The organism is Burkholderia sp. AU31624 (assembly GCF_020420065.1).
Taxonomy (GTDB): Bacteria; Pseudomonadota; Gammaproteobacteria; order Burkholderiales; family Burkholderiaceae; genus Burkholderia.
Genome location: NZ_JAIZRT010000001.1, coordinates 1,125,430 through 1,150,760, shown reverse-complemented (window position 1 = coordinate 1,150,760; position 25,331 = coordinate 1,125,430). Strand labels below are relative to the sequence as shown.

Sequence of the window (25,331 nt, the reverse complement as noted above, 5' to 3'; positions counted from 1 at the left end):
ACTAGATCCCCTTGAAGGGTCGTTCGAGACCAGGACGTTGATAGGTCAGGTGTGTAAGCGCAGTAATGCGTTCAGCTAACTGATACTAATTGCCCGTAAGGCTTGATCCTATAACAAGTCTGTTTCGACAGTCGTTAGCGCTTCAGCGCTCTACGAATGTCGAACGTCGAGTGCAAGGCACTCGACGTACAGCGGTTGAACTACCGCGTATGTGTGAGATACAACCTCACAACCCAACGAAACTACTGCTTCTTCCAAGATTGGTTGTGCTGCGAAGCCAGCACAACAACCCTCTTTGCCTGATGACCATAGCGAGTCGGTCCCACCCCTTCCCATCCCGAACAGGACCGTGAAACGACTCTACGCCGATGATAGTGCGGATTCCCGTGTGAAAGTAGGTAATCGTCAGGCTCCCTAAGCCAGAAACCCCCGCCCGAAAGGCGGGGGTTTTTGCATTTCAGCGGCGGAAATGCTTTGCGGCGGGATGGACAGCAGGCTGGATACAGCTCCGCGTCACTCCTACCTCCAGGCACGTTTCCCAGCGCCACACCTCGATCTGGCGGAAACCGGGGGGCGAATGCGTCGACCCAGGCCTCCAATGTTCTCCCGACGCTCTCTCTGGACCACACATCCATCGGCCTCCCATTAGTCCCCATCAGACGTCGATTTATCCACGAATGGCGCGATGATGGCTGACGATGGGCGATGTTTTGTCGAAAATGGCTGGCAATTGATGTGTTCGGGCAAAAGGCATCTTGCACCATCTACCGGTCCTTCGACGCGGTGTATCGACGTGATCGCCGGCACACACAACAAACTCAGCGCTAAATCATCACAAAAATCTATGCGCATAAAGTCCATTCGCGCGACATGCCCTGCAGAGCGGGGTGCAAGCCCTTCGGGGTAATATCACCGTTCGTCCCGATCCCCGGTGCTTCCAGGCAACCGCCGGCGGTCGGGGTCCGCCGTATCCCGTCTCCCGCACCGTTCATGACTGATAGCCCTGCCCAAAGTGGTCGGACGACCGACTTCTTGCCGTATCTCGTCGCCGCAACGTTCTTCATGGAGTACCTCGACACGACCGTGATCGCGACCGCGCTACCGCAAATGGCGCGCTCGTTCGGTGTCGGGCCGAATGCGCTGAGCCTCGGGATGACGGCCTACATGCTGGCACTGGCAGTGTTCATCCCGATCAGCGGCTGGATCGCGGACCGGTATGGCTCGCGCACGGTGTTCGCCAGTGCAATCGTCGTCTTTACCGGTGCGTCGGTGCTGTGCGGGTTGTCCGAAGGTGTCGTGACATTCACCGCTGCGCGCCTGCTGCAAGGCGTCGGCGGGGCGATGATGGTGCCGGTCGGGCGCATGATCGTCGTTCGCAGCACCGAGAAGGCGAAGCTGATGCGCGCGATCGCGACGATCACGTGGCCAGGCATCGTCGCTCCTGTCGTCGGGCCGCCGATCGGCGGCTTCATCACGACCTATGCATCATGGCGGTGGATCTTCCTGCTGAACGTCCCGTTCGGCATTGCCGCACTGGTCTGTACCTGGCTGATCGTCCGGAACACGCGGGCCGACGAGCAACGACCGCTCGACTGGGGCGGCTTCGTACTCGCCGGAGGTGCGCTGACCTGTCTGTTGATCGGCACCGAAGCGGCCGGCCAGCAGGACGTCCACTTTACGCGCGCAGCCGTCCTGGTGGGCGCGAGCGTGGTGTTCGGCATCGCCGCCTGGTGGCATGCGCAACGTTGTGCACATCCGCTGCTCGACTTCACGACATTGAAAGTGCCGACGTTCTCGGTGACCGTGATCACCGGGTCGATCACGAGGATGGCCATCAATGCCGTGCCGTACCTGCTGCCGCTGCTGTTCCAGATCGGTTTCGGGCTGTCGCCGTTCCAGTCCGGCCTGCTGCTGCTCGCGAGTGCGCTCGGCAATCTCGGGATGAAGGCGGGAACGTCGTGGATTCTCGACCGCTACGGCTTTCGGCGCGTCGCACTCGTCGACGTGACGATAGTCGGCCTCTTCACGATCGCGTGCGGCTGGCTGACTGCATCGACGCCACTGGCGATCACGCTGTTCGTCGTATTTGTCTACGGACTGACGCGGTCGATGCAGTTCACGACGCTCGCGACGCTGGCCTATGCGGATATCCCGGCCCAGCAGACAAGCGCGGCCAGCACGTTGTGGAGCGCTGCTCAGCAGATGACGATCGGAATGGGCATCGCGTTCGGTGCGTTGTCGCTTCGACTCGCAGCGTTGGTGCGGGGCGATGCGGCCGGCATGCACTACGTACTCGACGACTTTCGCTGGGCATTCGTCGCAGCGGGCGTGCTCGCATTGCTGACGTTGCCGGGCTACGCACGGCTCGCCTCCGATGCGGGTGATCGATTGCGGGCGAATGTGGCGCGCGGGTAGGTCGGGTCCCATCGACCTTGTGCTGCGACAGGTGAGTGCTTCTGCTTCCTGTCGCTCACTTGAGACGTCGATCCGACGAGTCGCGACGGTCTGCAGCGAATCGAAAGCGGTCATCTGCCGGATTGGATGGATGAACTGGTCGCGCGCCGATGTCCGTTTGCAAAGAATCCGGATGGGTAACGAGCGATTGGCATGCCGGATGCGCGGCATTTCCCGCACAAATCCGTCTGCGTGACGGATGGCCTGCGAGCATCGTGCGTATTCCGCTCGCCGTCACTGCGCGTCATGGAAGATGATGCCGACCGTGTGGCGATGGCCGCTCCGAATCCGGCTGACGCCGTGGCGCAGGTTGACGCGATAGACGCCGCGCGTTCCCTGCACGGGCCTGCCGTGCACGGCAAAGATGACGGCGTCGCCTTGTGTCAGCGGCACCACTTCCGCGCGCGATTGCATGCGTGGTCGCTGTTCCGTCAGCACGAACTCCCCACCCGTGAAATCACGGCCGGGCGCCGACAGCAGGATCGCGACCTGGAGCGGAAAGACATGCTCGCCATACAGGTCCTGATGGAGGCAGTTGTAGTCGTCGGCGCCGTATTGCAGGATCAGCGGCGTCGGTCGCGTCTGTCCTGCTGCATGGCAGCGAGCGAGGAAGACCGCGTGGTCTGCCGGATAGCGGACGTCGATCCCGAGTGCCGTGTTCCAGCGATTCGCGATGGGCGCGAGATGCGGGTAGAGCGTCGCACGCAGCTCGGCGACGACCGCGGGGAGCGGATACGCGAAATACTTGTATTCGCCGCGACCGAACCCGTGCCGCGCCATCACGACGCGCGAGCGATAGAGCGCATCGTGAGGATAGAGCGACGCGAGCGTCGCGCATTCGCTGGCCGAGAGCAGGCCCGGCGCGCGCGCGCATCCGTAGCGATCGAGATCGGCATCGACAGTCGTCCAGTCGATCGCATCGACGCGTTGCGCAATTTCCAGTGATTCGACGGCGGGTTGCAGGTCGGCAATGTTCACGGGCATAGCTCGGTTCGTCAGCAATGTGGCGCCATGCAGTCGTGCGGAATGCTTCGGGCACGTCGTCCGCACGGTCGAGTCCACGGTAAATGTTGATGAGCCCAGTCTACGGATATCGATGCGCCGGCGCGCTCCAGATCTTGCGCTTCAATTCGGGAAAGGGAGAGGGTGAGCATTCGCGACGGCATGGACGCACCGAATGCCTCGACGAGTCGGATTGGCGAGACGGAACAGCGGAACAGCGAGGGACGAGGGTCGAATCATCTCCAGCAGGTAGCCGGCTCCTCCCGACCACCCGCTGCATCACCGCTTACGCCACCGACCGGAACAGCCAGTAGAGCCCGCCGGCAAGCACGATCGACGCCGGCAGCGTCAGCACCCACGCCAGCACGAGGCTGCGCACCGTGCCCCACTGCAAGCCCGATCCGTTCGCCGCCATCGTGCCTGCGACGCCCGACGACAACACGTGCGTCGTCGACACCGGCAATCCGTACACGTCGGCCGCGCCGATCGTGAGCATCGCGACGAGTTCGGCCGATGCGCCCTGTCCGTACGTCAGATGCTGCTTGCCGATTTTCTCGCCCACGGTCACGACGATCCGCTTCCAGCCCACCATCGTGCCGAGGCCCAGTGCGATCGCGACCGCCACCTTCACCCACGTCGGAATGAACTTCGTCGCGTGGTCGAGCTGCTTGCGATAGTTGTCGATCGCGAGCTTGTCGTCGGCGGCGAACGCGGGCCGGCCGGACTTCTCGATCAGGCGGATGGCTTCGGAGACCAGATACATCGTGTTGCGCACGTTGTCGACGTCGCGTTGCGGCACGGCCGCCATCGAGCCCGATGCACCGACGGCGGTGGCGAGCGACGCGGACAACTGCTGTACGGCGGGGATCACGGCCGGCGTCAGTTCGCGATGCTGGACGTAAAGCTCGACGTCGGCACGCGGGTTCGCGGACGGTGCAACGCCGTTCGTGTACTTCCCGAACGTCGCGGCGGCCTGGTTCGCGACCGCCACGAAGGTCTGCGTCTCGGCCGGTGTGACGGCCTTGTTCAGCGCATAGGCGGTCGGCACCGTGCCGATCAGGATCAGCATGATGAGCCCCATCCCTTTCTGGCCGTCGTTCGAGCCGTGCGCGAACGACACGCCCGTGCAGGTCAGGATCAGCAGGCAACGAATCCAGAACGGCGGCGGCTGGTCCTTCGGCGGCTCCTTGTACAGCTCCGGAATCCGCACGAGGGTTTTCAGCACGAGCAGCAGCAGCGCCGCGCACAGGAAGCCGACGAGCGGCGAGAGCAGCAGCGACTTGCCGACGCCGAGCGCCTGGCCCCAGTCGACGCCGCTCGTGCCGGACGGCCCGTGCATCAGCTGGTTCATCAGCCCGACGCCGATGATCGACCCGATCAGCGTATGCGAGCTCGACGACGGCAACCCGAAATACCAGGTCGCGAGGTTCCATACGATCGCGGCGATCAGCAGCGCGAACACCATCGCGAAGCCCGCACCGCTGCCGACCTGCAGGATCAGCTCGACCGGCAGCAGTTGCAGGATGCCGAACGCGACGGCGCCGCTCGAGATCATCACGCCGAGGAAGTTCCACAGGCCGGACCAGATCACCGCGACGTTCGGTGTCAGCGAGTGCGTATAGATCACGGTGGCCACCGCGTTCGCGGTGTCGTGGAAACCGTTGACGAATTCGAAGCCGAGCGCGATCAGCAGCGCGGCGCCGAGCATCAGGTACGGGAACAGCGATCCTTCGCGCATCGGCGACAGATCGTCGATCAGGTGCGTGGCGATATACACCGCACCGATCGCGAGCACCAGCAGGAAGACGGCGTAGCCGAGCTGCTTGGTGCGCTCGACGGAACCCGAATTGTTCGGGGCAGACGAAGCAGGCTGATTCATGACGGTATCTCGTAAGGGAACCGCGACTGATCCTAGCTTCGGCTAGCAGTCAGTTTGATGACAGCAGGGACAACGAACGGCGTGTCTTGCAGCGGCGTAAGGTGAACGTCGCCAGGCAATCGCGATACGACGCGACACGTCGGCTCGTGTCGTGCCTGATATTGCCAATGCAACACGGCGAGCGGCTACGTCGCAGTGTCGCGCCGGTCGTCGGCGGCGATCAACGTCCATCCGTGCGGCGACGCAGCGAATCTCGTGCACGACAGTGGTGCGACGTCGATGCGGATTGCCGCGCCGGGATCCATTCGCAGCGCATGCGCGACGGCCGCGCGAACGATCGGCGCATGCGTGATGGCGACGATGTCGCGGCCGTGTTGCAGCGCGTTCAACCATGTGCCGACGCGGCGCATCGCTGCATCGAACGATTCGCCGCCGTGCGGGGACGCGGAGGGATCGCCGATCCACGCGCCCAATTCGTCAGGCAGGTCGCGCGCGAGGTCGTGCAGCCGCTTGCCGCGCCAGTTTGCGTAGTCGATGTCGCGCAGCGCGTCATCGATGGCGGCACGCAGGCCGAGCGCATCGGCGGTCTGCACCGCACAGCGGGCCGGGCTGCACAGCACGCGCGCGCCGGTCACGCGTGCCCACCGGTCGTGCAGCGCCGCGGCGTCGGCGAGCCCGTGCGCGTCGAGCGGGTCGTCGTCGGGAAACGTACCGGTGCGCATTGCCCGGGTCGAGGCGTGCGCGATCAGGCGCAGCGAGGCAGGCATGTTCATGTCGTTGTGCGGATGATCCGGGACGAGCGAATTCGATCACCCGTCGCCGCTTCAATACGCGAACGTTCGCGCGTACAATTCGCCCGATACGAAACGCGGAAGCCGGTGCAATTCCGGCGCGGTCGCGCCACTGTAACCGGTGATCCATGATCCCGGAAGCCAGACCTGCCTTCGTACCCATCCAACATTTGTCGGGGCGCGATTCCCCTGAGGTGCATCCATGAGCGAAGCAGTGCTGAAGCCGGCGGTCGTGCCGGCACCCATCCCCGTCCGCGAACTGTTGCCGTGGGCCGTGTTCGTCGGCCTGATCCTATTGCTCGCGCTGTATTTCGTCGGTGCGGAACAAGGCGCGACGTCGCTGGTGCCGGGCATGTATGTCCACGAGTTCGTCCACGACGGCCGCCATCTGCTCGGCTTCCCCTGCCACTGACGCGGAGTTCACGATGGTCGGAAAGCTGCTCATGCGCGGGATGCTCGCAGGCATCGCCGCAGGCCTCCTCACGTTCGGTTTCGCGAAAATCGTCGGCGAACCGCAAGTCGATCAGGCAATCTCCTTCGAGGAAAAAACCGAAGCCGCCCGAGGCGAAGCACCGGAACCCGAACTGGTCAGCCGCCACACGCAAGCCGGCCTCGGTCTGCTGACGGGCGTCGTGACCTACGGCGCGGCATTCGGCGGGTTGTTCTCGCTCGTCTTTGCGTACGCGTATGGCCGAGGCAGCCGTCTCCCGGCACGGCCGCTGGCTGCGTGGCTCGCGCTGGCGTCGTTCGTCGCGCTCGTGATCGTGCCGAACCTCAAGTACCCGGCGAATCCGCCGTCGGTCGGCGACCCCGACACGATCGGCTATCGCACGGGGTTGTTCTTCCTGATGATCGCGATCTCGGTCGCGACGATGGTGTTCTCGGTCAGCGTGCGCCGCCATCTGCTGGCGAAGCTCGGGCAGTGGAACGCGTCGATCGTCGCCGGCCTCGTGTTCGTCGCGATCATCGCGGCCGTGCAGATCGGGCTGCCGTCGGTCAGCGAGTTGCCGGCCGAGTTCCCGGCGGCCTTGCTGTGGAAGTTCCGCGTGGCGGCCATCGGCATGCAGGTGATCATGTGGACGACGATCGGCCTGCTGTTCGGCGCGTGGGTCGAGCGCGGCGAACGCATCGGCATGCGCGCCGCCTGACGCACATTGCAACGGGGCGTGCCTAGCGCAGCATGCGTGGCGCGCTCCACGTCGATTCGCGCGCCAGCGCGACGAACGCGGCCAGATAGTCGATCGATGCCGGTATGGCTGAGCGCCGATTGCGTGAGGTGCAGCACATGGGCGGCCGCGGTCAGCGAGCCCTGGCGCTCGACCTCACGAATGACGACGAGATGGAATCGTTCCAGCATGGATATCGCTCGCGCAACAGGTGCATGAATAACTTTAATGGATAAATGAAATAATTCCATTTTATTTCATGATTTGAAATCCCTATCATGGCTCCCGGACATGCAATTTCTCTTCTGGACGGCAGCTCATGGTCACGACACACAACCTCGGTTTTCCGCGCATCGGCGCGAAGCGCGAACTCAAGTTCGGTCTCGAACGCTACTGGAAAGGCGAATCGTCGCGCGACGAGCTGAAGGCGCTTGGCGCCGAGTTGCGCCAGCGTCACTGGAACGACCAGCGCGGTCTGGACCTGGTGTCGATCGGCGACTTCGCGTTCTACGATCAGGTGCTCGACATGAGCTTCACGCTCGGCAACCTGCCGAAGCGCGTGCAGGGTTTCCACGGCGACGTGCTCGACAACTATTTCCGTGTCGCGCGCGGCCGTTCGGCGCAGTCGGCGGACGCGCATGCCGCGTGCTGCGGCGGCGTCGCGGCCGGTGAAATGACGAAGTGGTTCGATACGAACTATCACTACATCGTGCCGGAATTCCACGCGGACACGAACTTCTCGCTCGACCCGTCGCGCCTGCTCCAGCAACTGGCGGAAGCGCAGGCGCAGGGCGTGGCCGCGAAGCCGGTGATCCTCGGCCCCGTCACGTATCTGTGGCTCGGCAAGGCGAAGGACGATTCCGACCGCCTCGCACTGCTGCCGAAGCTGCTGCCGGTGTACGGCGCGCTGCTCGACACGCTGACCGCGCAGGGCGTCGAATGGGTGCAGATCGACGAGCCGATCCTCGTCACGGAACTCGACGACGCATGGCAACAAGCGTTCAAGACCGCGTACGCCGCGCTCGAAACGCGCCGCATCAAGGTGCTGCTCGCGACGTATTTCGGCCAACTGCAGGGCAATCTGGCGCTCGCGAGCTCGCTGTCGGTCGACGGCCTGCATGTCGATGCGATCAACGCACGCGATGAAGTCGACGCGTTGGTGCGGGACCTGCCGGCCGCGCGCGTGCTGTCGGTGGGCGCGATCAACGGCCGCAACATCTGGAAGACCGACCTGAACGCGACGCTCGACTGGCTCGAGCCGCTCGCGAAGCAACTGGGCGATCGCCTGTGGCTCGCACCGTCGTGCTCGCTGCTGCACGTGCCGGTCGATCTCGCGAGCGAGGAGAAGCTCGATGCGGAAATCCGTTCATGGCTCGCGTTCGCGCTGCAGAAGCTCGACGAGCTGAAGGTCCTCGCGACCGCACTGAACGAAGGCCGCGACAAGGTGGCCGACGCGCTGGCCGCGAACGCCGCCGCGATTCATTCGCGCCGCCAGTCGCCGCGCGTGAACAACCCGGCTGTGAAGGCCGCGATCGCCCGGATCGACGCGCAGCTTGGCAACCGCGCGAGCCCCTATACGCAACGCGCGCCGAAGCAGTCGGCACGCCTGAACCTGCCGGCGTTCCCGACGACGACGATCGGCTCGTTCCCGCAGACCGGCGAAATCCGCCAGGCCCGCAGCCGGTTCAAGGCCGGCGCGCTGGATGAAGCCGGTTACCGCGCGGCGATGCACGCCGAGATCGAACGCAGCGTGCGCGAGCAGGAATCGCTCGAACTCGACGTGCTCGTGCACGGCGAAGCCGAGCGCAACGACATGGTCGAGTACTTCGGCGAGCAGCTCGACGGCTACGCGTTCAGCCAGTTCGGCTGGGTGCAGTCGTACGGTTCGCGCTGCGTGAAGCCGCCGATCCTGTTCGGCGACATCAGCCGCCCGAAGGCGATGACGGTCGAATGGATCACGTACGCGCAGTCGCTGACGAACAAGCCGATGAAGGGCATGCTGACCGGCCCGGTGACGATCCTGAACTGGTCGTTCGTGCGTGACGACCAGCCGCGCTCGGTGTCGTGCTACCAGCTTGCACTGGCGATCCGTGAAGAAGTGCTCAATCTCGAGAAGGCCGGCGTGCGCGTGATCCAGATCGACGAGGCCGCGCTGCGCGAAGGGCTGCCGCTGCGCCGCGCGCAGTGGGGCGAGTACCTGAAGTGGGCGGTCGAATCGTTCCGCATCACCGCGAACGGCGTGCAGGACGATACGCAGATCCACACGCACATGTGCTATTCGGAGTTCAACGACATCATCGCGTCGATCGCCGACATGGATGCGGACGTGATCACGATCGAGACGTCGCGCTCGGACATGGAGCTGCTCGACGCGTTCGACACCTTCAAGTATCCGAACGAAATCGGGCCGGGCGTGTACGACATTCATTCGCCGAACATCCCGACGCAGGAGCACATCGTCGGCCTGATGAAGAAGGCGGCCGAGCGGATTCCGGCGGAACGCCTGTGGGTGAACCCGGACTGCGGCCTGAAGACGCGCCAGTGGGCGGAGGTGATTCCAGCGCTGACGAACATGGTCGCCGCCGCGAAGACGCTGCGCAACGCGGTGCAATAACGCGCGCAGGTTGCGTGCCGGCCGCCGCGCTCGATGGTCGGGCGGGGCGGCCGGCGGCGTGATTCATGCCGTGACGGGCGGGCCCGGTGTCACGGGCAGTGCGGGATCATGCGCGCTCGTGTTCGAGGGGCCCCGTGAGCGTCTCGGGTGATGGCGTCTCGGCAATGATGCGGCGTTCGCGTGCGAGGTCGAGCGACCGCGACAGCAGCCAGTACGCAGCGCCCGCGACGACCAGGCCGACGAGCCACGCGATATCCACGCCGCCGAGCATGCGAGCGAACGGCCCGACGAAAATCTCGCGGTTTGCTTCGGCATCGAAGATGTAGAAGAACGGCACCATCGCCGCGAAGCCGACGAGGTAGGCGACGATGCCGCGCGGTTGCCACGCGCCGTAGAGCCCGTTCGGCACGAAGAAGTGCGCGATCGCATAGTGACCGCGGCGCACGAAGAAATAGTCGACGAGATTCACGGCGGTCCACGGCACGAGGAAGTAGAGCATCAGCGTCAGGAACGTCTGCAGCAGCGCGATGCCGTTGCCGCGGATCGCGAATACGCAGGCAAGCACGAACGTGCTGATCGCGATGATCGATGCAACGCGCGCGCGGCGCGTCGGCCGGATCGGCACGATCGAATCGGCGGCGGTCAGTACGGTCAGCATCGCGCTGTACGCGTTGAGCGCGATGATCGGCAGGAAGCCGACCAGCGAGACGATCGCGATCAGCTTGCCGAGGCCCGGCACGAGTGACGTGCCGACGTCGTTCATCGCGACCAGCGCATCGGCCGCATGCAGCTTCTGCGCGAGCCACGCGCCGAGGCCGATCATCCAGGTGCCCGACAGCGACGCGCCGGCGAAGATCACGGCGATCAGCTTCGCGCGGCGCGTGTTTTTCGGCAGATAGCGCGAATAGTCCGACACATACGGGGCATACGAAATGTTGTAGCTCGCGGCGATCGCGAATTGCGTGGCGAACGCGATCCAGTTGAAGCCTGGCGCGGCAACCGGCGCAACGGTGGTGGGTGCCGGCGTCACATGGCCGAACGCGAGCGTGAGTGTCACGAGCGCGTAGAGCGGCAGTGTCGCGATCAGCGCCCACGTGAAAGTCCGATGCATCAGGTCATGACCGTAAATGGCGAGCAGCGCGCCCGTCGTCACGGCGGCGACGGCGACGAAGCCGCCATCGATGCCGAATACGTTGTGCACGCCGTCGACCATCAACGACACGTTGACGACGTTGAAGCCGACGAACACGAACAACGTCGCGAGCAGCGCGACGATCACGCCGCGATAGCCGAACTGCGCGCGCGACTGGATCATCTGCGGCAGCCCCATCTCGGGCCCCTGCGAGCCGTGAAACGCCATGAAGATCGTGCCGAACATGATCCCGAGCGCGCCCGCGAGCGTCGTCCAGCCGGCGGACAGGCCCATGCCGGGCCCGACGAAGCCGATCGAGATCGTGAAGAAATGGAAGTTGCCGAGGAACCAGAACGGCCCCTGGCTGGCGAGCTTCGCGTGGCGCTCGTGTTCGGGAATGTAGTCGATCGAGTGGTGCTCGATCGCAAGGCGGGCCGATTCGGTGCGACCGAGATCGAGGGTGTCGGGGCGGGTCATGACGACTTGTCTCCTGGGTCGTGCGCGGTTCGGCAGGGCGACCGCGTGCGCCCGCCTGCCGCGACGTCCGCGTGGCAAGCGATGAATAGCGTGGAACCGGGAGGCGGTGCGACGCACCGTCGGGGCGTGCAACGAAAAACGGGCAGGCGAGGGGCCTGCCCGTTGCGAGCGGTTACGCGGTGCGTGCGCCGCGCGGCAGCGGCGTTTCCTTCCGGTTCGCCGCGCCCGCATCGTCGATGCTCACGCGGCGCGAGATCAGCCACACGCACAGCGACGACAGGATCGCGGCGCTCGTGTACTGGAGCGCAAGCGGCCACCATTGCGGCGCGGAGTTCTGCGCGATGATGGTCGCGACGAGCGGCGTGAGGCCGCCGGCGAGCGCGCCGCACACCTGGTACGCGATCGAGATCGCCGTGTAGCGGATGCGTGCGACGAAGATGCCGCTGACGAAGCCTGCGACCACCGAGTAGTAGCCGGATTCCGCGAGCGTCGCGAGGCCGACGCCGACCGTGATCGACAGCGGCGTGCCCAGGTGCACGAGCGGCAGCATGACGAACGGGACGATCGCGGCCCATGCGCCGGTGATCAGCAGCACGCGCGTGGTGCCGAAGCGCTGCGCGAGGAACGCGGCCGCGAGCTGCACGACGAACTGCAGCACGGCGACGATCGTCATGCAATGCAGCACCATCGACCGGTCGAGCGACAGGAATTGCGTCGCATAGCTGATCATGAAGATGTTGCTGAAATACACGCCGGCGATGCCGTACACGTTCGCGCCGATCGCGAGCAGCAGCAGCGGCCAGTACTTGAGCGCTTCGCGCAGCGGCTTTTGCGCGATGTTGCCGCTCTTCTTGACTTCCTCGAACTCGGGAGACTCCGACACGCTCGCGCGGATCACGAAGCCGACGATCAGCAGTACGGAGCTTGCCAGGAACGGCACGCGCCAGCCCCAGCTCATCATGTCTTCCTTCGACAGCGTGCTGATCGCGCCGAACGCGAGCATCGACAGGATCAGGCCGCTCGCGCTGCCGAGCTGCGCGAACGACGCGAAGAACGTGCGCTTGCCTTCCGGTGCATGCTCTCCGGCGAGCAGCACCGCGCCGCCCCATTCGCCGCCGACCGCGATGCCTTGCAGCACGCGCATCAGCACGAGCAGGATCGGTGCGATCACGCCGGCTTGCGCATGGGTCGGCAGCAGGCCGATCGCGACGGTCGACACGGCCATCAGCATCAGCGTCGCGAGCAGCGAGCGCTTGCGGCCGAAGCGGTCGCCGAGGTAGCCGAACATCACGCCGCCGAGCGGCCGCGCGAAGAAGCCGACCGCGAACGAGCCGAACGACGCGAGCAGGCTGATGAAGCGGTTTTCGCCGGGAAAGAACAGCGGCCCGAACACGATGGCGGCGGCGGTCGCGTAGCTATAGAAGTCGTACCACTCGATCGTGGTGCCGACGAACGACGCGAGCGCCGCCCGCTTGGGTTGCTTGACGGAAGTCCCCATCTTTATGTGTGCTCCTCTGAATCCTCTGATTTGGAATAGGTGGCGGCGCGGGGATCAGTCGCGGTACGCGACGCCCGGCAGCACGCACAGCAACTCGTACGCGAGGTTCGCGCCGAGCAGCGCCGTGGTGCCGAACGGGTCGTACGGCGGCGCGACTTCGACGAGATCGCAGCCGACGATGTTCAGCCCCTTCGCGCCGCGAATGATCTCGAGCGCCTGCGGCACCGTGAGGCCCGCGATCTCCGGCGTGCCGGTGCCCGGCGCGTACGCCGGATCGATGCCGTCGATGTCGAAGCTGATGTAGACGGGCGTGTCGCCGACGCGCGCGCGCACTTCTTCCATCAGCGGCGCGAGCGACTTGTTCCAGCATTCCTCGGCCTGCACGACGCGGAAGCCCTGCTCGCGGCACCAGTCGAAATCCTCGGCGGCGTAGCCGGTGCCGCGCAGGCCGATCTGCGTGACCTTGTTTCCGTGCAGCAGGCCTTCCTCGACCGCGCGGCGGAACGGCGTGCCGTGCGCGATCTTTTCGCCCATCATCGTGTCGTTCACGTCGGCGTGTGCATCGACGTGGATCAATGCAACCTTGCCGTGCTTGCGGTGGATCGCGCGCAGGATCGGCAGCGCGATCGTATGGTCGCCGCCGAGCGTGATCGGCTTGCAGTCGTGCTCGAGGATCGCGTCGTACGCGGCTTCGATGCGCGCGATGGAATCGTGCAGGTTGTACGGATTGATCGCGACGTCGCCGATATCGGCGATCTGCAGCGAATCGAACGGTGCGGCGCGCGTGGCCATGTTATACGGGCGCAGCAGCACGGATTCGGTACGGATCTGGCGCGGGCCGAAGCGCGCGCCGGTGCGGTTGGAGGTGCCGAGATCGAACGGCACGCCGACGAAACAGGCGTCGAGGCCTTCGGCGCTCGCCACGTGCGGCAGGCGCATCATCGTCGCGATGCCGCCGCAGCGCGGCATTTCATTGCCGCCGAGCGGCTGGAAATGGGTGTGGTCGTTCATGGGGCTGTCTCTTCCGATGTGGGGTTGCCGTATCATGCGACGCGGCTTGACGCACAGTTTTACGCGCTCGGCCCGCAAAGAAGAATGCGAAGATATCGACGTAAACATCGATTTTCATCGATGTATGGAAGGGGATGAACGTGCTGGGGAATCTGTCGACCCTCGATCTGCGGTTGATCCGCGTGTTTCTCGCGGTCACGGACGCGGGCGGCGTCTCGGCCGCGCAGGCGGTGCTGAACGTCGGGCAGTCGACGATCAGCGCGCAGCTTTCGTCGCTCGAGACGCGGCTCGGCTACCGGCTTTGCGAGCGCGGCCGCAGCGGTTTCCGGCTTACGCCGAAGGGCGAGCGGTTTCACGCGATGAGCCGCAAGCTGCTCGCCGCGCTCGACGAATTCGGGATGGCAGCGCGGCACATGGACCGCCAGCTGGTCGGCACGCTGCACATCGGCCTGATCGGCCATACGCCGGTGAGCCAGAACGCGCGGATCGCCGAGGCGATCGCCGCGTTCCGCACCCGCGACGAGGCCGTGCGTTTCTCGATTTCCGTGCGCGCGCCGGGCGATCTCGAGGAGAAGCTGCTGAGCGACGAGATCCAGATCGCGGTTGGCTACTTCTGGCACCGGGTGCCGACGCTGCACTACACGCCGCTGTTCATCGAGCGCCAGGTCGCATACTGCGGGCGCGGCCATCCGCTGTTCGACGGCGCCGGCGCGCTGACGCCGGCTGACGTCGCGGGCTTCGAATGGGCGTGGCGCTCGTATCCGCTGCCCGAAGCGCAGATGTCGACGACGCCCGACCGCGTGACCGCGACCGCCGACAACATGGAGGCCGTCGCGCTGCTGATCCTGTCCGGCCACCACCTCGGCTACCTGCCGCAGCACTTCGCGGCGCCGTACGTCGCGCAGGGACTGCTCGCGCCGCTCAATCCGGAGCAGTTGCGCTACGACGTGACGTTCCACATGGTCGTCGCGCGCAACGGGCGCGGCAATCCGCTCGTGGAAGCGTTTCTCGAGGATCTCGAACGCGCGCACCAGCCGCCCGACATCGCATAGGCTGCCGGCCTCAACAATGTGGACGAGTGTTGCGGCGGTGCGGCTCGACGCGGCCCATATCGATCGGCGTCGACGTGACGGATCGGGCGCCGGGTGCGGCTTGCGCGTGGCGGCCACCCGCCGGCATCACGGCACCGGCAGCCCCGCGTCGTGCTTGACCTCGCGCAGCGACAGCGCCGATTCGATCGACGTCACGCCCGGCAGCATCCGCAGCGATTCGCGCAGGAACGTGCCGTAGTCGTCGAGGTCGCGCGCCACGACCTGCAGCAGATAGTCGGCCGTGCCCGCCACGTTGTGGCACGCCAGGATCCGCTCGATGCCAAGGACTTCCCGCTCGAAGCGGTCGGCGGTCTTGCGGTCGTGGGTCGCGAACCGCACGAGCACGAATGCGACGACGCCGAAACCGAGCGCCTGGCGTGACAACTGCGCGCGGTAGCGCTCGATATAGCCGTCGTTTTCGAGGCGCTTCAGGCGCCGCGCGCAGGGCGTCTCGGAAAGACCCACGGAATCGGCCAGGCGCGCGATCGGCAGGCGGCCGTCGCGCTGCACCGCGGCAAGGATGGCGCGGTCGGTTTTGTCGAGTTCGGTCATGTTGGCGGAATCCTTTTATGGATTTCATGATTGTGGCGGATTCCCCTACGGATCGCCAATCCTGAACCAAAGATGGCCAATAATCCCTCGCCCTCTGGCGGCAACATATCGTCGTAAGAGGACAGGGGCAGACCATGATTTCCACGCATTTGCTGTTGATTTATCTCGCCGCGCTGGCGGCCATTTACGCGGTGCCGGGGCCGGACATGGCGCTGGTGCTGCAGACCAGCATCGGCCGCGGCGTGCGGCCGGGGATGGCGGCGGCGGCCGGCCTGTCGCTCGCGCGCACCGCGCACGTGACGCTGTCCGCCTGCGGCGTCGCCGCGCTGATTCGCAGCGCGCCGTGGCTGTACGAAGTGATCCGCTACGGCGGCGCGCTCTATCTCGCCTATGTCGCGATCCAGGTGTTCCGCTCGCCCGTGTTCGCGCTCGGCGACGGCGATGCGGCGGCCTCGGCGGGCGAACTGCGCCAGTCGTTCGTGAAGGGCCTGCTCACCAACCTGCTGAACCCGAAGGCGCTGCTGTTCTGCTCGGTGCTGCTGCCGCAGTTCGTGCGTCCCGAGACCGGGCCGGTCGTGTTGCAGATGTTCGAGCTGGGCGCACTGCTGGTGGCGGCCGGCGTGTGCTTCGACCTCGCGTGCGTGTTCGGCGCGTCGCGGATCGCCGCGTGGATGCGCGCGCATCCGCTCGCGCAGACGGTGCAGCGCTGGACGTTTTCCGCGGCGCTGATCGGCTTCGCGCTGCGCCTGTCGATGGACTGAGTGCCGATGCGGCGGCGCGCCGGCGCAGGTCGCGCGGCGCGTCGCCGCACTCGATGCAGGCCGTGCGCAACGCCGGCCCGCGCGTGCGCCCCGTCGCAGAAGGGCGTGCGCGCAAATCGTCTGACTGTTCTAAACTCCCTGTTACTTCGCGCTGCGCGAACCCGACCGACCGAACGGAACCGTCTCCCGCCGGCCCTGTCCGATTTCCTGGCTGTTCCGTGCAACGCGGTACCAAGGAGGGTCTGAACATGGCAAGGCATCTTCACGCCGACCGTGAACCCCGAATCGTCGCCGAGTCCAAGTGCCTCGGCCCGTGCGATCCGGCAGAACGCATCCACGTCACGATCATGTTGCGGCGGCAGGAAGAAGGGCAACTCGATACGCTGCTTCACCAGCTCGCCACCGGCGACGCGCAAGCGAAACCGGTGTCGCGCGCCACCTTCGCGCAACGCTTTTCCGCCAATCCCGACGATATTCGCAAGGCCGAGGACTTCGCGCATCGTCATCAGCTGACGGTCGATCGAGTCGATCCCGTTGAAAGCGTCGTCGTGCTGTCCGGCACGATCCAGCAGTTCGAAGCCGCGTTCAGCGTCAAGCTCGAGCGCTTCGAGCATCGGTCGATCGGCCAGTATCGCGGCCGCTCCGGCCCGATCGCGCTGCCCGACGATCTTGGCGATGCCGTCACGGCCGTGCTCGGCCTCGACAGCCGCCCGCAGGCGCGGCCGCACTTCCGGCTGCGACCGCCGTTCAAGCCCGCGCGCGGCGGTGCGGCGGGCGTCACGTTCACCCCGATCCAACTGGCCTCGCTGTACGGCTTCCCGGCCGGCGATGGCGCCGGGCAATGCATCGCGATCATCGAGCTCGGCGGCGGTTACCGCGCGGCCGACATCCAGCAGTATTTCCGCGGGCTCGGCATCACGACGCCGCCGACGCTCGTCGATGTGAACGTCGGCACCGGCCGCAACACGCCGACCGGCGACCCGAGCGGCCCGGACGGCGAAGTCGCGCTCGACATCGAGATCGCCGGCGCGATCGCGCCGGCCGCGAAGATTGCCGTCTACTTCGCGCCGAACAGCGACGCGGGCTTCATCCAGGCCGTCAACGCGGCCGTCAGCGACACGACCCACAAGCCGTCGGTGATCTCGATCAGCTGGGGCGGCCCGGAGGCGATCTGGCAGGCTCAGTCCGCGCAGGCGTTCAACCGCGTGCTGCAGGCGGCCGCCGCGCAGGGCATCACGGTGTGCGCGGCATCGGGCGACAGCGGTTCGGGCGACGGGCTGCAGGACGGCGCCGATCATGTCGACTTCCCCGCATCGAGCCCGTACGTGCTCGGCTGCGGCGGCACGCAGCTCGACGCGCTGCCCGGGCAGGGTATCCGCAGCGAGGTCACGTGGAACGACGAGGCGGCCGGCGGCGGCGCGGGCGGGGGCGGCGTCAGCACGCTGTTCGACCTGCCGGCGTGGCAGCAGGGGCTCACCGTCACGCGCACCGATGGCAGCAGCACACCGCTCGCGAAGCGCGGCGTGCCGGACGTGGCCGGCGACGCGTCGCCGCAGACCGGCTACGAAGTGTCGATCGCCGGCACGGCCACGGTGATGGGCGGCACGAGCGCGGTCGCGCCGCTGTGGGCCGCGTTGATTGCACGGATCAATGCGGCGGCGAGTGCGGCGGCGGGCGGTGCGACTGCCGGCTGGATCAATCCGGTGCTTTACAAGAATCCGGGTGCGCTGCGCGACATCACGCAAGGATCGAACGGTACGTACGCGGCCGCGCAGGGCTGGGATGCGTGTACGGGCCTCGGCAGCCCGAACGGCGCGCAGCTCGCCGCGATCCTGACGCGCAAGCCGTCGAGCTGACGGCCGCGTTACACGTCTTTCCGTATGGCGCGGGCTTCCTGTCCGCGCCTTTTTCTCACCTCCAGGAGCAGCACGATGGGCATCGATTCCGCATCTTCCGGCGGCGTGTATCCGCTGCATCACGGCGACCACAACTCGCATGGCGTGCCGCCGACCATCAACCCGGTCGCGCTGAGCCACGGGCGCGACCAGCCGTTCTTCGATCCGGTCGCATACGGCAACGGCCCCGACGACTCGGTGACCGACACGACCGAGGCGGCTGCGATCACGCATCACACGATCCTGATCGACGGGAAGCGCATCGCGTATACGGCGACGGCCGGCCACCTCGTGACGGTCGACCCGAGCAGTTCGCAGCCGGCCGCGAAGCTCTTCTACGTCGCGTTCACGGCCGACGGCGCGAAGGAAGAAACGCGGCCCGTGACGTTCTTCTATAACGGCGGGCCAGGCTCGTCGTCGGTGTTCGTGCTGCTGGGGTCGTTCGCGCCGAAGCGCATCAAGACGTCGATGCCGGGGTTCACGCCGCCCGCGCCGTACCAGATGGAGGACAACCCGGACAGCATGATCGACCACAGCGACCTGGTGTTCATCAACCCGGTCGGCACCGGCTATTCGGCAGCGGTTGCGCCGAACAAGAATCGCAACTTCTGGGGCGTCGACCAGGATGCGGATTCGCTGAAGCAGTTCATCAAGCGCTACCTGACGAAGAACAACCGCTGGAATTCGCCGAAATACCTGTTCGGCGAATCGTACGGCACCGCGCGCAGCTGCGTGCTCGCGTACAAGCTGCACGAGGACGGCGTCGACCTGAACGGCATCACGCTGCAGTCGTCGATCCTCGACTACCGGCAGGCCGGCAACCCGGTCGGCGCGCTGCCGACCGCCGCGGCCGATGCGTGGTATCACAAGAAACTCGGCGTCACGCCGGCGCCGACCGATCTCGGCGCGTTCGTCGAGGAAGTCGCGCAGTTCGCGCGCACCGACTACCTGACCGCATTGCGCAACGTGCCGCATGCCGACCCCGCTGCCGTGAAGAAGCTGTCGCAATACACGGGCATCGACACGGCGACGCTGCAGACGTGGGGGCTCGACATTGCGGGTTACAACGCGCGCGGCAATTCACTGTTCCTGACGACGTTGTTGCAGGCACAGGGGCTGGCGCTCGGTTCGTACGACGGCCGCGTGACCGGGATCTCGTCGGGCATCGCCGGCAAGATCGACCCGAACTCCGGCGGCAACGATCCGACGATGACGGCCGTGACGGGCGTCTATACGGCGATGTGGAACAGTTACCTGAACGAGCAGTTGAAGTTCACGTCGAGTTCCGCGTTCACCGACCTGAACGACCAGGCGTTCCAGAACTGGGATTTCCATCACACCGACCCGACCGGCGCGCAGCAGGGCATCGATGCGCAGGGGAACGTGATCCTCTACACGGCCGGCGATCTCGCGGCGGTGATGGCGTTGAACGTCGACCTGAAGGTACTGTCGGCGAACGGCCTCTACGATTTCGTCACGCCGTTCTACCAGACCGTGATCGACCTGCAGCAGATGCCGCTCGAGGATCAGAAGGTGCGGCAGAACCTGTCCGCGCGTTTCTATCCGTCGGGGCACATGGTGTATCTCGACGGCGGCTCGCGTACCGCGCTCAAGCGCGATCTCGCGGCAATGTACGACGCGACGGTCAGCGATACGGGTGCGCGGATGCGGATTCGTGCGCTGCAGGCGACGAAGACGGGCGGCCACGCGTAGCGGTGCCCGTCAGTAAGACGCCGCGCGCAGCCATGACGGTGCGCGCGGCGTTTTTTTAACCTGGCCGGCTTAGGCGGCCGGCCAGTCGAACATCGTGTACGGCAGCGCGCGCTTGTGGCGCGACGCGTCGTAGAAGCGCAGCACGGTTTCGTACACGTGGTCGGCGACGGGCTTGCCTTCGAGGAAATCGTCGATCTCGTCGTAGGTGACGCCGTACGCATGCTCGTCGGGGCGCAGCGGGCGCAGTTCCTCGAGGTCGGCGGTCGGCACCTTCATCACGATCAGTTCGTCGCCGCCGAGCGCACGGGCCACCGCACGCACGCGACGCTTGTTCAGCCCCGCGAGCGGCAGGATGTCCGCGCCGCCGTCGCCGAACTTCGTGAAGAAACCCATCAGCGACTCGGCCGCGTGATCGGTGCCGATCACGATGCCGCGCCGCGCGCCGGCCACCGCGTACTGCGCGATCATGCGCTCGCGCGCCTTGACGTTGCCGTGCACGAAGTCCTGCTGGGCAGGCGTCTCGAACGCATGGCCGGACGCGACCAGCGCGGCGAGCATCGCGTCGGCGGCCGGCTTCACGTTGACGGTCAGTTCCTCGTCCGCGCGGACGAACGCGAGCGCGCGCTGTGCATCGGCTTCGTCGTTCTGCACGCCGTTCGGCAAGCGCATCGCGATGAAGCGGGCATCGTAGCCGCCGGCGCGCAGCTTTTCGACCGACAGCTGGGCGAGCCGGCCGGCCGTCGACGAATCGACGCCGCCGCTGATGCCGAGCACGTAGGTCCGCAGGCCGGTCGAACGCAGGTATTGCGCGAGGAACTCGACGCGGCGGGCGATTTCGGCCTCGGCGTCGAAGTGCGGGGCGACGTTCAGTTCGGCAATGATCGCGCGTTGGCGGCTGGCGTAATCGGCGGATGTCATGAAAGGAGTTCCGGAACGAAATCAAGGCGCCCATCATAAGCGCAATCGCGGCGCGGCGCCGCGCCGGGCGTGCGATCCGGCGATTTCGCGTTGCTTCGGCGAGACGGGCCGCCTCGCCGTGGTGCACGGTGCGCCGGGCGGGTGCAGCGATGTCGTGTAACGGGCGTTCGCGCGGCCGGTATGCGATGCGCGTGGCGGCTGGTGTGGGCGCGGCTGCATGGCGCCCCACACGGTCGGCCGCGTCAGCGCCGCGCGAGCACGACGCCCACCAGCGCGAGCGCGAAGCCGGCGAGCTGGATCGCCGCGAGCGTCTCGCCGAACAGCCAGTAGCCCTGCAGCGCGGCCAGCGGCGGCGCGAGGAACAGCAGCGACGTCGCGCGTGCGGCGTTGCCGCGCCGCAGCATCCACATCAGCATCGTGACCGCGCCGCCGGACAGGAACACAACGCCCCACACGAGCGATACCCACAGCGCCGGCGCGCCGATCCAGCGCGTCTCGTGCAGCAGCGCGACGAAGATGGCCGCGACGATGGCCGCACCGAAGTTCTGGATGGCAACCGCCGTGCGCAGGTCGCTCTGCGCGAGCTTGCCTTTCTGGTACAGCGAGCCGGCGGTGATCGACCCGACCGCGAGCACCGAGACGGCAACGACGAGCCACGCCGGCGCGGCGCCCGGCGGCGGCGCGACGCCGCCCGTGACCTTCGGCGCCAGCACGAGCGCGACGCCGGCGAGGCCGAGCGCCATCCCGAACCAGCCGCGCGCGGGCAGGCGCTCGTTGAACAGCGGGACGGCGAGCACGGCGGTGGCGAGCGGCTGCAGTGCGCCGAGCAGCGCCATGACGCCGGCGTTCAGCCCTTGCGCGACGGCCCAGTAGCTCGCGCCGAGATAGACGCCCTGCAGCAGCGCGCCCGCGATCAGGTGGCGCGGCCATTCGCGCCGGGCCGGCCACGGCGCGCGGGAAACGAGCGCCACCGCGCCGAACAGCGCGGCCGTGCCCGCGAAGCGCGCGAGCAGGAACAGGTTCGGATCGGCATAGGGCTTGATTGCCCGCGCAACGATGAAGCCGGTGGACCAGAGGGCGACGAAAGCGGCGGCGACGAGCGAGGTCAGCATGCGTGGCGGGCCGCGACGCGGCCGGACAGAATCGTGAAGTCGGCCAGTATCGGGGGAAGCGACGCGGGCGTCTTGTCGAATCCTGCACTCATGCCGCGTGCCGCGTAGGCGGCCGGCTGTGCCGGGAGAAGGCGGGGCGCCGCCCCGGGATGCGGAGCGGGCGAGCGTGAAGCCGCCGCGATCAGTCGATCGAGAACGTGTCGAGCGGCTGGTTGGCGCGTGCGTCGGTCGCGAAGCGCGCGGCGAGCTGTTCGTAGAGCCGGCGGGCCTCGTCGAGCGTCAGGTCGATCCAGTAAGGATCGCCGGCCGCGTCGTTGAGACGTTCGGGCGGAAACTGGATTTCGATCACACTGCCTTTGCGATACATGGCGCGAGCCCCTTTGCTTGGTCGGTCGTTCGGCGAAGCGCAAAGTGTAGCAACCGGCGCCGCGCCGATTCGCGCGCGTCAGGCAATACAGAATTTCGCTTTCGGGAAACGCGGCCCGACGGGTTTCCCGCCGCAGTCAAATGCCGGTCAAACGGCCGTAATACAATGGCCGGCTTACCCATAACCAGTCGCCTCGGGCGCATACGCGATGCTGGCGGAACAACGTCATCAATTCATCCTGTCGGAACTCGGACGGTCGGGCGCATTGTCGGTCGCGGAGCTGGTCCGCTCGCTCGACGTGTCGCGCGAGACCGTGCGGCGCGACCTGAACGCACTGGCCGCACGCGGCCTGCTCGTGATGACGCACGGCGGCGCGCTGGCCGCGGATCGCCGCGAGCCGAGCCTGTCCGAGCGCGAAGCCGCGAACGCGGAGGCGAAGCGCACGATCGGGCGGCGCGCGGCCGAGTTCGTGCCCGACGATGCGTCGGTGCTGATCGATTCGGGCAGCACGCCGCATGCGGTGGCGCTCGCGCTCGCCGACCGGCACCGGCTGTCGATCTACACGAACGACTGGCGTACCGCGTTCGTGCTCGCGCGGCGCAACGGCAACCGCGTGACGCTGCTCGGCGGCGAGCTGTCCGACGACGAGGACGCCACCTTCGGGCTCGACACGATCCAGCAGCTTGCGCAGTACCACGTCGATTTCGCGTTCGTCGGCGCCGGCGGCATCACGCCCGACGGCGAATGCACCGACTACTCGCGGCTCGCGGCCGAGGTGCGCAGCCGGATGATCGCGGCGGCCGGCACCGCGATGATCGTCGCCGACCATTCGAAATTCGGCCGCGTGACGCCGGTGCGGATCAACGGCACGGCGGCGGCCCGCTATCTCGTGACCGAACGCGCGCCCGACAAGGCCGTGCGCCGTGCACTGACCGCGCGCGGGATCGAGCTGCTCGTGTGCGACTGACGCGCGTCCGACATACAAGGTTCATCGAACCGTCATCCGCAGGGAAGAACTGCCGTCAAGACTGACCCATTCACCTCGACCGGCCGCCAGGCCAGGGAGCAACGAATGACCGTCAGCGTGCGCAGCTATCTTTCCCCCACCCTGGTCCTGCTGGCCTTCGACTGGCCCGATGCGGCGTCGCGATCCGATTTCCTCGGCTTCGCGATCCGGCGCACGCCGGGGTTCTGGTCGGCCGACGGCAAGACGCGCGCGCCGAACAGCTGGCTGCCGAACCGCCTGACGTTCGATGGCCCGGCCGCACACACGCAGGGCGATGCGCCGACCGACCAGGCGCCGATCCAGAAATTCATGTGGTGGGATGCACGCATCGATCCGCAGGATCGCGGCGCGGCGTTCCGCTACGACGTGTATCCGGTCGTCGGCACGCCGGCGAACCTGCAGGTGCTCGACGCGCAAGCCGGCGTGTGCGACGTCGTGCTGCCCGCGCATATCGAGGACGGCATCGGCACGTGGTTCAACCGCGCGGTGGTCAGCTCGCAGGCCTTCGCGAGGCAGGTGGCGGCGCTGGGCCTCGCGCCGAATGCGGCGCCGAGCGCCGCGCAGGCGCTGAAGCTGCGCACATGGCTCGCGAACGACATGGAGCAGGTGTTCGCGGAGATGCTCGACCCCGCGTCGCGCGCGGCGTCGGCGGTCTATCACCTGACCGACACGCTGTGGGCGCTGCCCGCGTTCGAAGCGTTCGGGCGCCAGCACGGTGAAGCGTCGCTCGCGATCGTCTACGACGCGCATACGACGGCGCGCAAGGGCAAGCCGCCGCTGCCGTCGCCGAACCAGCCGGCCGTCGACGCGCTGCAGGGTCTCGCGACGCTCGCGCCGCGCGACAAGACGCACATCATGCACGACAAGTTCATCGTGACCGATGCGTCGTCGAATGCGGCGCCCTCGCGCGTGCTGACCGGTTCCGCGAACTTCACGACCGAAGGGCTCACGGAGCAGGCGAACGTGCTGCACGCATTCGACTCGCCCGCGCTCGCCGCGCTGTACAACGATCGCGCGCATGCGCTGGCCGGGAATCCGTCGATCGCGGAGACGGCGAAGCTGTCGGCGGGCTGGTCGGCACCGATGACGATCGGCAGCGCGCAGGTGCGGCTCGCGTTTTCGCCGGAGCCGGCGGGGCAGCGCACCGAGATCGACACGATCGTCGCCGCGATCGCGGCCGCGAAGCATTCGGTGTGCTTCTGCCTGTTCATGCCGACCGACGCGGCGCTGCGCGACGCGTGTTTCGCGGCCGGCGACCGCGGGCTGATGATGTTCGGGCTGGTGAACAAGATCAACGTCGGCAGCGCGACGAAGGCCGATGCCGGGCAGCAGGGCGGCCAGACGCTCGATGCCGCGACGCTCGCGAACCTCGATCTGTACCACCGCAGCCGCGACAACCACGACGTGATCGATGCCGCGTATTTCTCGCCGGCCACCGTGCCGCAGGGTTTCGAGCCGGAATTGCGGTTGTTTCCGGGCGAGCCGGCGCCGGCCTTTCCGCCCGTCGTGATCCATCACAAGTTCATCGTGATCGATGCGGAGGGCGCGAATCCGGTCGTCTATACGGGCTCGGCGAACATGAGCCGCAATTCCGAGCAGTACAACGACGAGAACCTGCTCGAGATCCGCGACCAGCGGATCGCGGCGATCTATCTCGCGGAATTCCTTCGGCTGTACGAGCACTATCGCGCGCGGGCGCTGGCGATCAATGCGAAGCAGCACGGCACGGACGGGGGCACGGGCGCGCATGCGCGGCTCGCGCTTGCACCCGATTCGAGCTGGGCGAAGAAGTATTACGTGGCGGGAAGCCCGGAGGCGAAGGCGCGGATCGCACTGGCGTCGACCGCGCCGACGGATTGACCCACGAGAGCATGCCGGGCGCGGATGTCGCG

General features: G+C 66.7%; 20 protein-coding genes, 2 rRNA genes, 1 pseudogene and 1 riboswitch. Of the genes and pseudogenes, 12 read left to right on the top strand and 11 right to left on the bottom strand.

Annotated features, from left to right (window positions below; genetic code table 11):
- The 3 genes from LGM89_RS05230 to LGM89_RS05220 all read left to right on the top strand — a co-directional run.
- Positions 1-110 (top strand): 23S ribosomal RNA (locus tag LGM89_RS05230); the annotation flags it as partial.
- A 188-nt stretch (positions 111-298) separates the two neighbouring features.
- Positions 299-411, top strand: a 5S ribosomal RNA gene (gene rrf, locus LGM89_RS05225).
- 579 nt (positions 412-990) lie between these two features.
- Positions 991-2,415, top strand: a complete 1,425-nt coding sequence (locus LGM89_RS05220) for a DHA2 family efflux MFS transporter permease subunit (RefSeq protein ID WP_226272459.1) — start codon at positions 991-993, stop codon at positions 2,413-2,415.
- Between the two features lie 273 nt (positions 2,416-2,688).
- On the opposite strand, the gene LGM89_RS05215 is transcribed toward LGM89_RS05220, so the two are convergent.
- The 3 genes from LGM89_RS05215 to LGM89_RS05205 form a co-directional block, all read right to left on the bottom strand.
- Positions 2,689-3,432, bottom strand: a complete 744-nt coding sequence (locus LGM89_RS05215; protein ID WP_226272458.1) for a 2OG-Fe(II) oxygenase — start codon at positions 3,430-3,432, stop codon at positions 2,689-2,691.
- 310 nt (positions 3,433-3,742) lie between these two features.
- The gene (locus LGM89_RS05210) at positions 3,743-5,335 is read right to left on the bottom strand and encodes an inorganic phosphate transporter (protein ID WP_089496182.1); all 1,593 of its coding nucleotides are present in this window, start codon (positions 5,333-5,335) and stop codon (positions 3,743-3,745) included.
- Positions 5,336-5,520: 185 nt separating this feature from the next.
- Positions 5,521-6,108 (bottom strand): histidine phosphatase family protein, encoded by a 588-nt coding sequence (locus tag LGM89_RS05205; protein ID WP_226272457.1) that lies wholly within the window; start codon positions 6,106-6,108, stop codon positions 5,521-5,523.
- Positions 6,109-6,153: 45 nt separating this feature from the next.
- Positions 6,154-6,296: riboswitch (cobalamin riboswitch) on the top strand.
- Between the two features lie 32 nt (positions 6,297-6,328).
- Between LGM89_RS05205 and LGM89_RS05200 the strand changes: the two genes are divergently transcribed.
- Complete coding sequence (locus LGM89_RS05200) at positions 6,329-6,538, top strand: CbtB domain-containing protein (RefSeq protein ID WP_006488502.1); 210 nt, start codon at positions 6,329-6,331, stop codon at positions 6,536-6,538.
- A 13-nt stretch (positions 6,539-6,551) separates the two neighbouring features.
- Entirely contained in the window at positions 6,552-7,274 is a 723-nt protein-coding gene (locus LGM89_RS05195) for a CbtA family protein (RefSeq protein ID WP_226272456.1), read from the top strand.
- A 101-nt stretch (positions 7,275-7,375) separates the two neighbouring features.
- Here LGM89_RS05195 and LGM89_RS37360 read toward each other — a convergent pair.
- Positions 7,376-7,543, bottom strand: a pseudogene (locus LGM89_RS37360) (LysR family transcriptional regulator); the annotation flags it as partial.
- A gap of 68 nt (positions 7,544-7,611) precedes the next feature.
- On the opposite strand from LGM89_RS37360, the gene metE reads away from it, so the two are divergent.
- Positions 7,612-9,906: a 5-methyltetrahydropteroyltriglutamate--homocysteine S-methyltransferase gene (gene metE, locus LGM89_RS05185; protein ID WP_226272455.1), complete on the top strand. Its 2,295-nt coding sequence runs from the start codon at positions 7,612-7,614 to the stop codon at positions 9,904-9,906.
- 106 nt (positions 9,907-10,012) lie between these two features.
- Here metE and LGM89_RS05180 read toward each other — a convergent pair whose 3' ends face one another.
- The 3 genes from LGM89_RS05180 to speB all read right to left on the bottom strand — a co-directional run bounded on the left by LGM89_RS05180 (position 10,013) and on the right by speB (position 14,024).
- Positions 10,013-11,515, bottom strand: a complete 1,503-nt coding sequence (locus tag LGM89_RS05180; RefSeq protein ID WP_226272454.1) for a purine-cytosine permease family protein — start codon at positions 11,513-11,515, stop codon at positions 10,013-10,015.
- Between the two features lie 172 nt (positions 11,516-11,687).
- Positions 11,688-13,013 carry an MFS transporter gene (locus LGM89_RS05175; RefSeq protein ID WP_226272453.1) on the bottom strand — a complete coding sequence of 442 codons (1,326 nt, stop codon included), beginning with the start codon at positions 13,011-13,013 and terminating at the stop codon, positions 11,688-11,690.
- 54 nt (positions 13,014-13,067) lie between these two features.
- Positions 13,068-14,024: an agmatinase gene (gene speB / locus LGM89_RS05170; RefSeq protein WP_226272452.1), complete on the bottom strand. Its 957-nt coding sequence runs from the start codon at positions 14,022-14,024 to the stop codon at positions 13,068-13,070.
- 140 nt (positions 14,025-14,164) lie between these two features.
- Between speB and LGM89_RS05165 the strand changes: the two genes are divergently transcribed.
- Positions 14,165-15,076 (top strand): LysR family transcriptional regulator, encoded by a 912-nt coding sequence (locus tag LGM89_RS05165; RefSeq protein ID WP_226272451.1) that lies wholly within the window; start codon positions 14,165-14,167, stop codon positions 15,074-15,076.
- 126 nt (positions 15,077-15,202) lie between these two features.
- Here LGM89_RS05165 and LGM89_RS05160 read toward each other — a convergent pair whose 3' ends face one another.
- On the bottom strand, positions 15,203-15,667 hold the full coding sequence (locus LGM89_RS05160; RefSeq protein ID WP_046549763.1) for an Lrp/AsnC family transcriptional regulator: 465 nt from the start codon (positions 15,665-15,667) through the stop codon (positions 15,203-15,205).
- A gap of 134 nt (positions 15,668-15,801) precedes the next feature.
- Here LGM89_RS05160 and LGM89_RS05155 point away from each other — a divergent pair, with 134 nt between their 5' ends.
- From LGM89_RS05155 to LGM89_RS05145, 3 genes are all read left to right on the top strand, one after another.
- On the top strand, positions 15,802-16,428 hold the full coding sequence (locus tag LGM89_RS05155) for a LysE family translocator (protein WP_089475577.1): 627 nt from the start codon (positions 15,802-15,804) through the stop codon (positions 16,426-16,428).
- 248 nt (positions 16,429-16,676) lie between these two features.
- Positions 16,677-18,284: a protease pro-enzyme activation domain-containing protein gene (locus LGM89_RS05150; RefSeq protein WP_226272450.1), complete on the top strand. Its 1,608-nt coding sequence runs from the start codon at positions 16,677-16,679 to the stop codon at positions 18,282-18,284.
- A gap of 75 nt (positions 18,285-18,359) precedes the next feature.
- Positions 18,360-20,036 (top strand): S10 family peptidase, encoded by a 1,677-nt coding sequence (locus tag LGM89_RS05145; protein WP_089426691.1) that lies wholly within the window; start codon positions 18,360-18,362, stop codon positions 20,034-20,036.
- Between the two features lie 69 nt (positions 20,037-20,105).
- On the opposite strand, the gene nadE is transcribed toward LGM89_RS05145, so the two are convergent.
- The 3 genes from nadE to LGM89_RS05130 form a co-directional block, all read right to left on the bottom strand.
- Positions 20,106-20,954: an ammonia-dependent NAD(+) synthetase gene (nadE, locus tag LGM89_RS05140; RefSeq protein WP_089496191.1), complete on the bottom strand. Its 849-nt coding sequence runs from the start codon at positions 20,952-20,954 to the stop codon at positions 20,106-20,108.
- Between the two features lie 242 nt (positions 20,955-21,196).
- Positions 21,197-22,066, bottom strand: a complete 870-nt coding sequence (locus tag LGM89_RS05135) for a DMT family transporter (RefSeq protein WP_089426693.1) — start codon at positions 22,064-22,066, stop codon at positions 21,197-21,199.
- Positions 22,067-22,247: 181 nt separating this feature from the next.
- Positions 22,248-22,433, bottom strand: a complete 186-nt coding sequence (locus tag LGM89_RS05130; RefSeq protein WP_006480515.1) for a hypothetical protein — start codon at positions 22,431-22,433, stop codon at positions 22,248-22,250.
- 208 nt (positions 22,434-22,641) lie between these two features.
- On the opposite strand from LGM89_RS05130, the gene LGM89_RS05125 reads away from it, so the two are divergent.
- Together LGM89_RS05125 and LGM89_RS05120 are read left to right on the top strand one after the other, a co-directional pair.
- Positions 22,642-23,400, top strand: coding sequence for a DeoR/GlpR family DNA-binding transcription regulator (locus LGM89_RS05125; protein ID WP_039339705.1), 759 nt, complete (start codon positions 22,642-22,644; stop codon positions 23,398-23,400).
- A gap of 105 nt (positions 23,401-23,505) precedes the next feature.
- Entirely contained in the window at positions 23,506-25,299 is a 1,794-nt protein-coding gene (locus tag LGM89_RS05120; RefSeq protein WP_226272449.1) for a phospholipase D-like domain-containing protein, read from the top strand.
- The last annotated feature ends 32 nt before the right edge of the window (positions 25,300-25,331 follow it).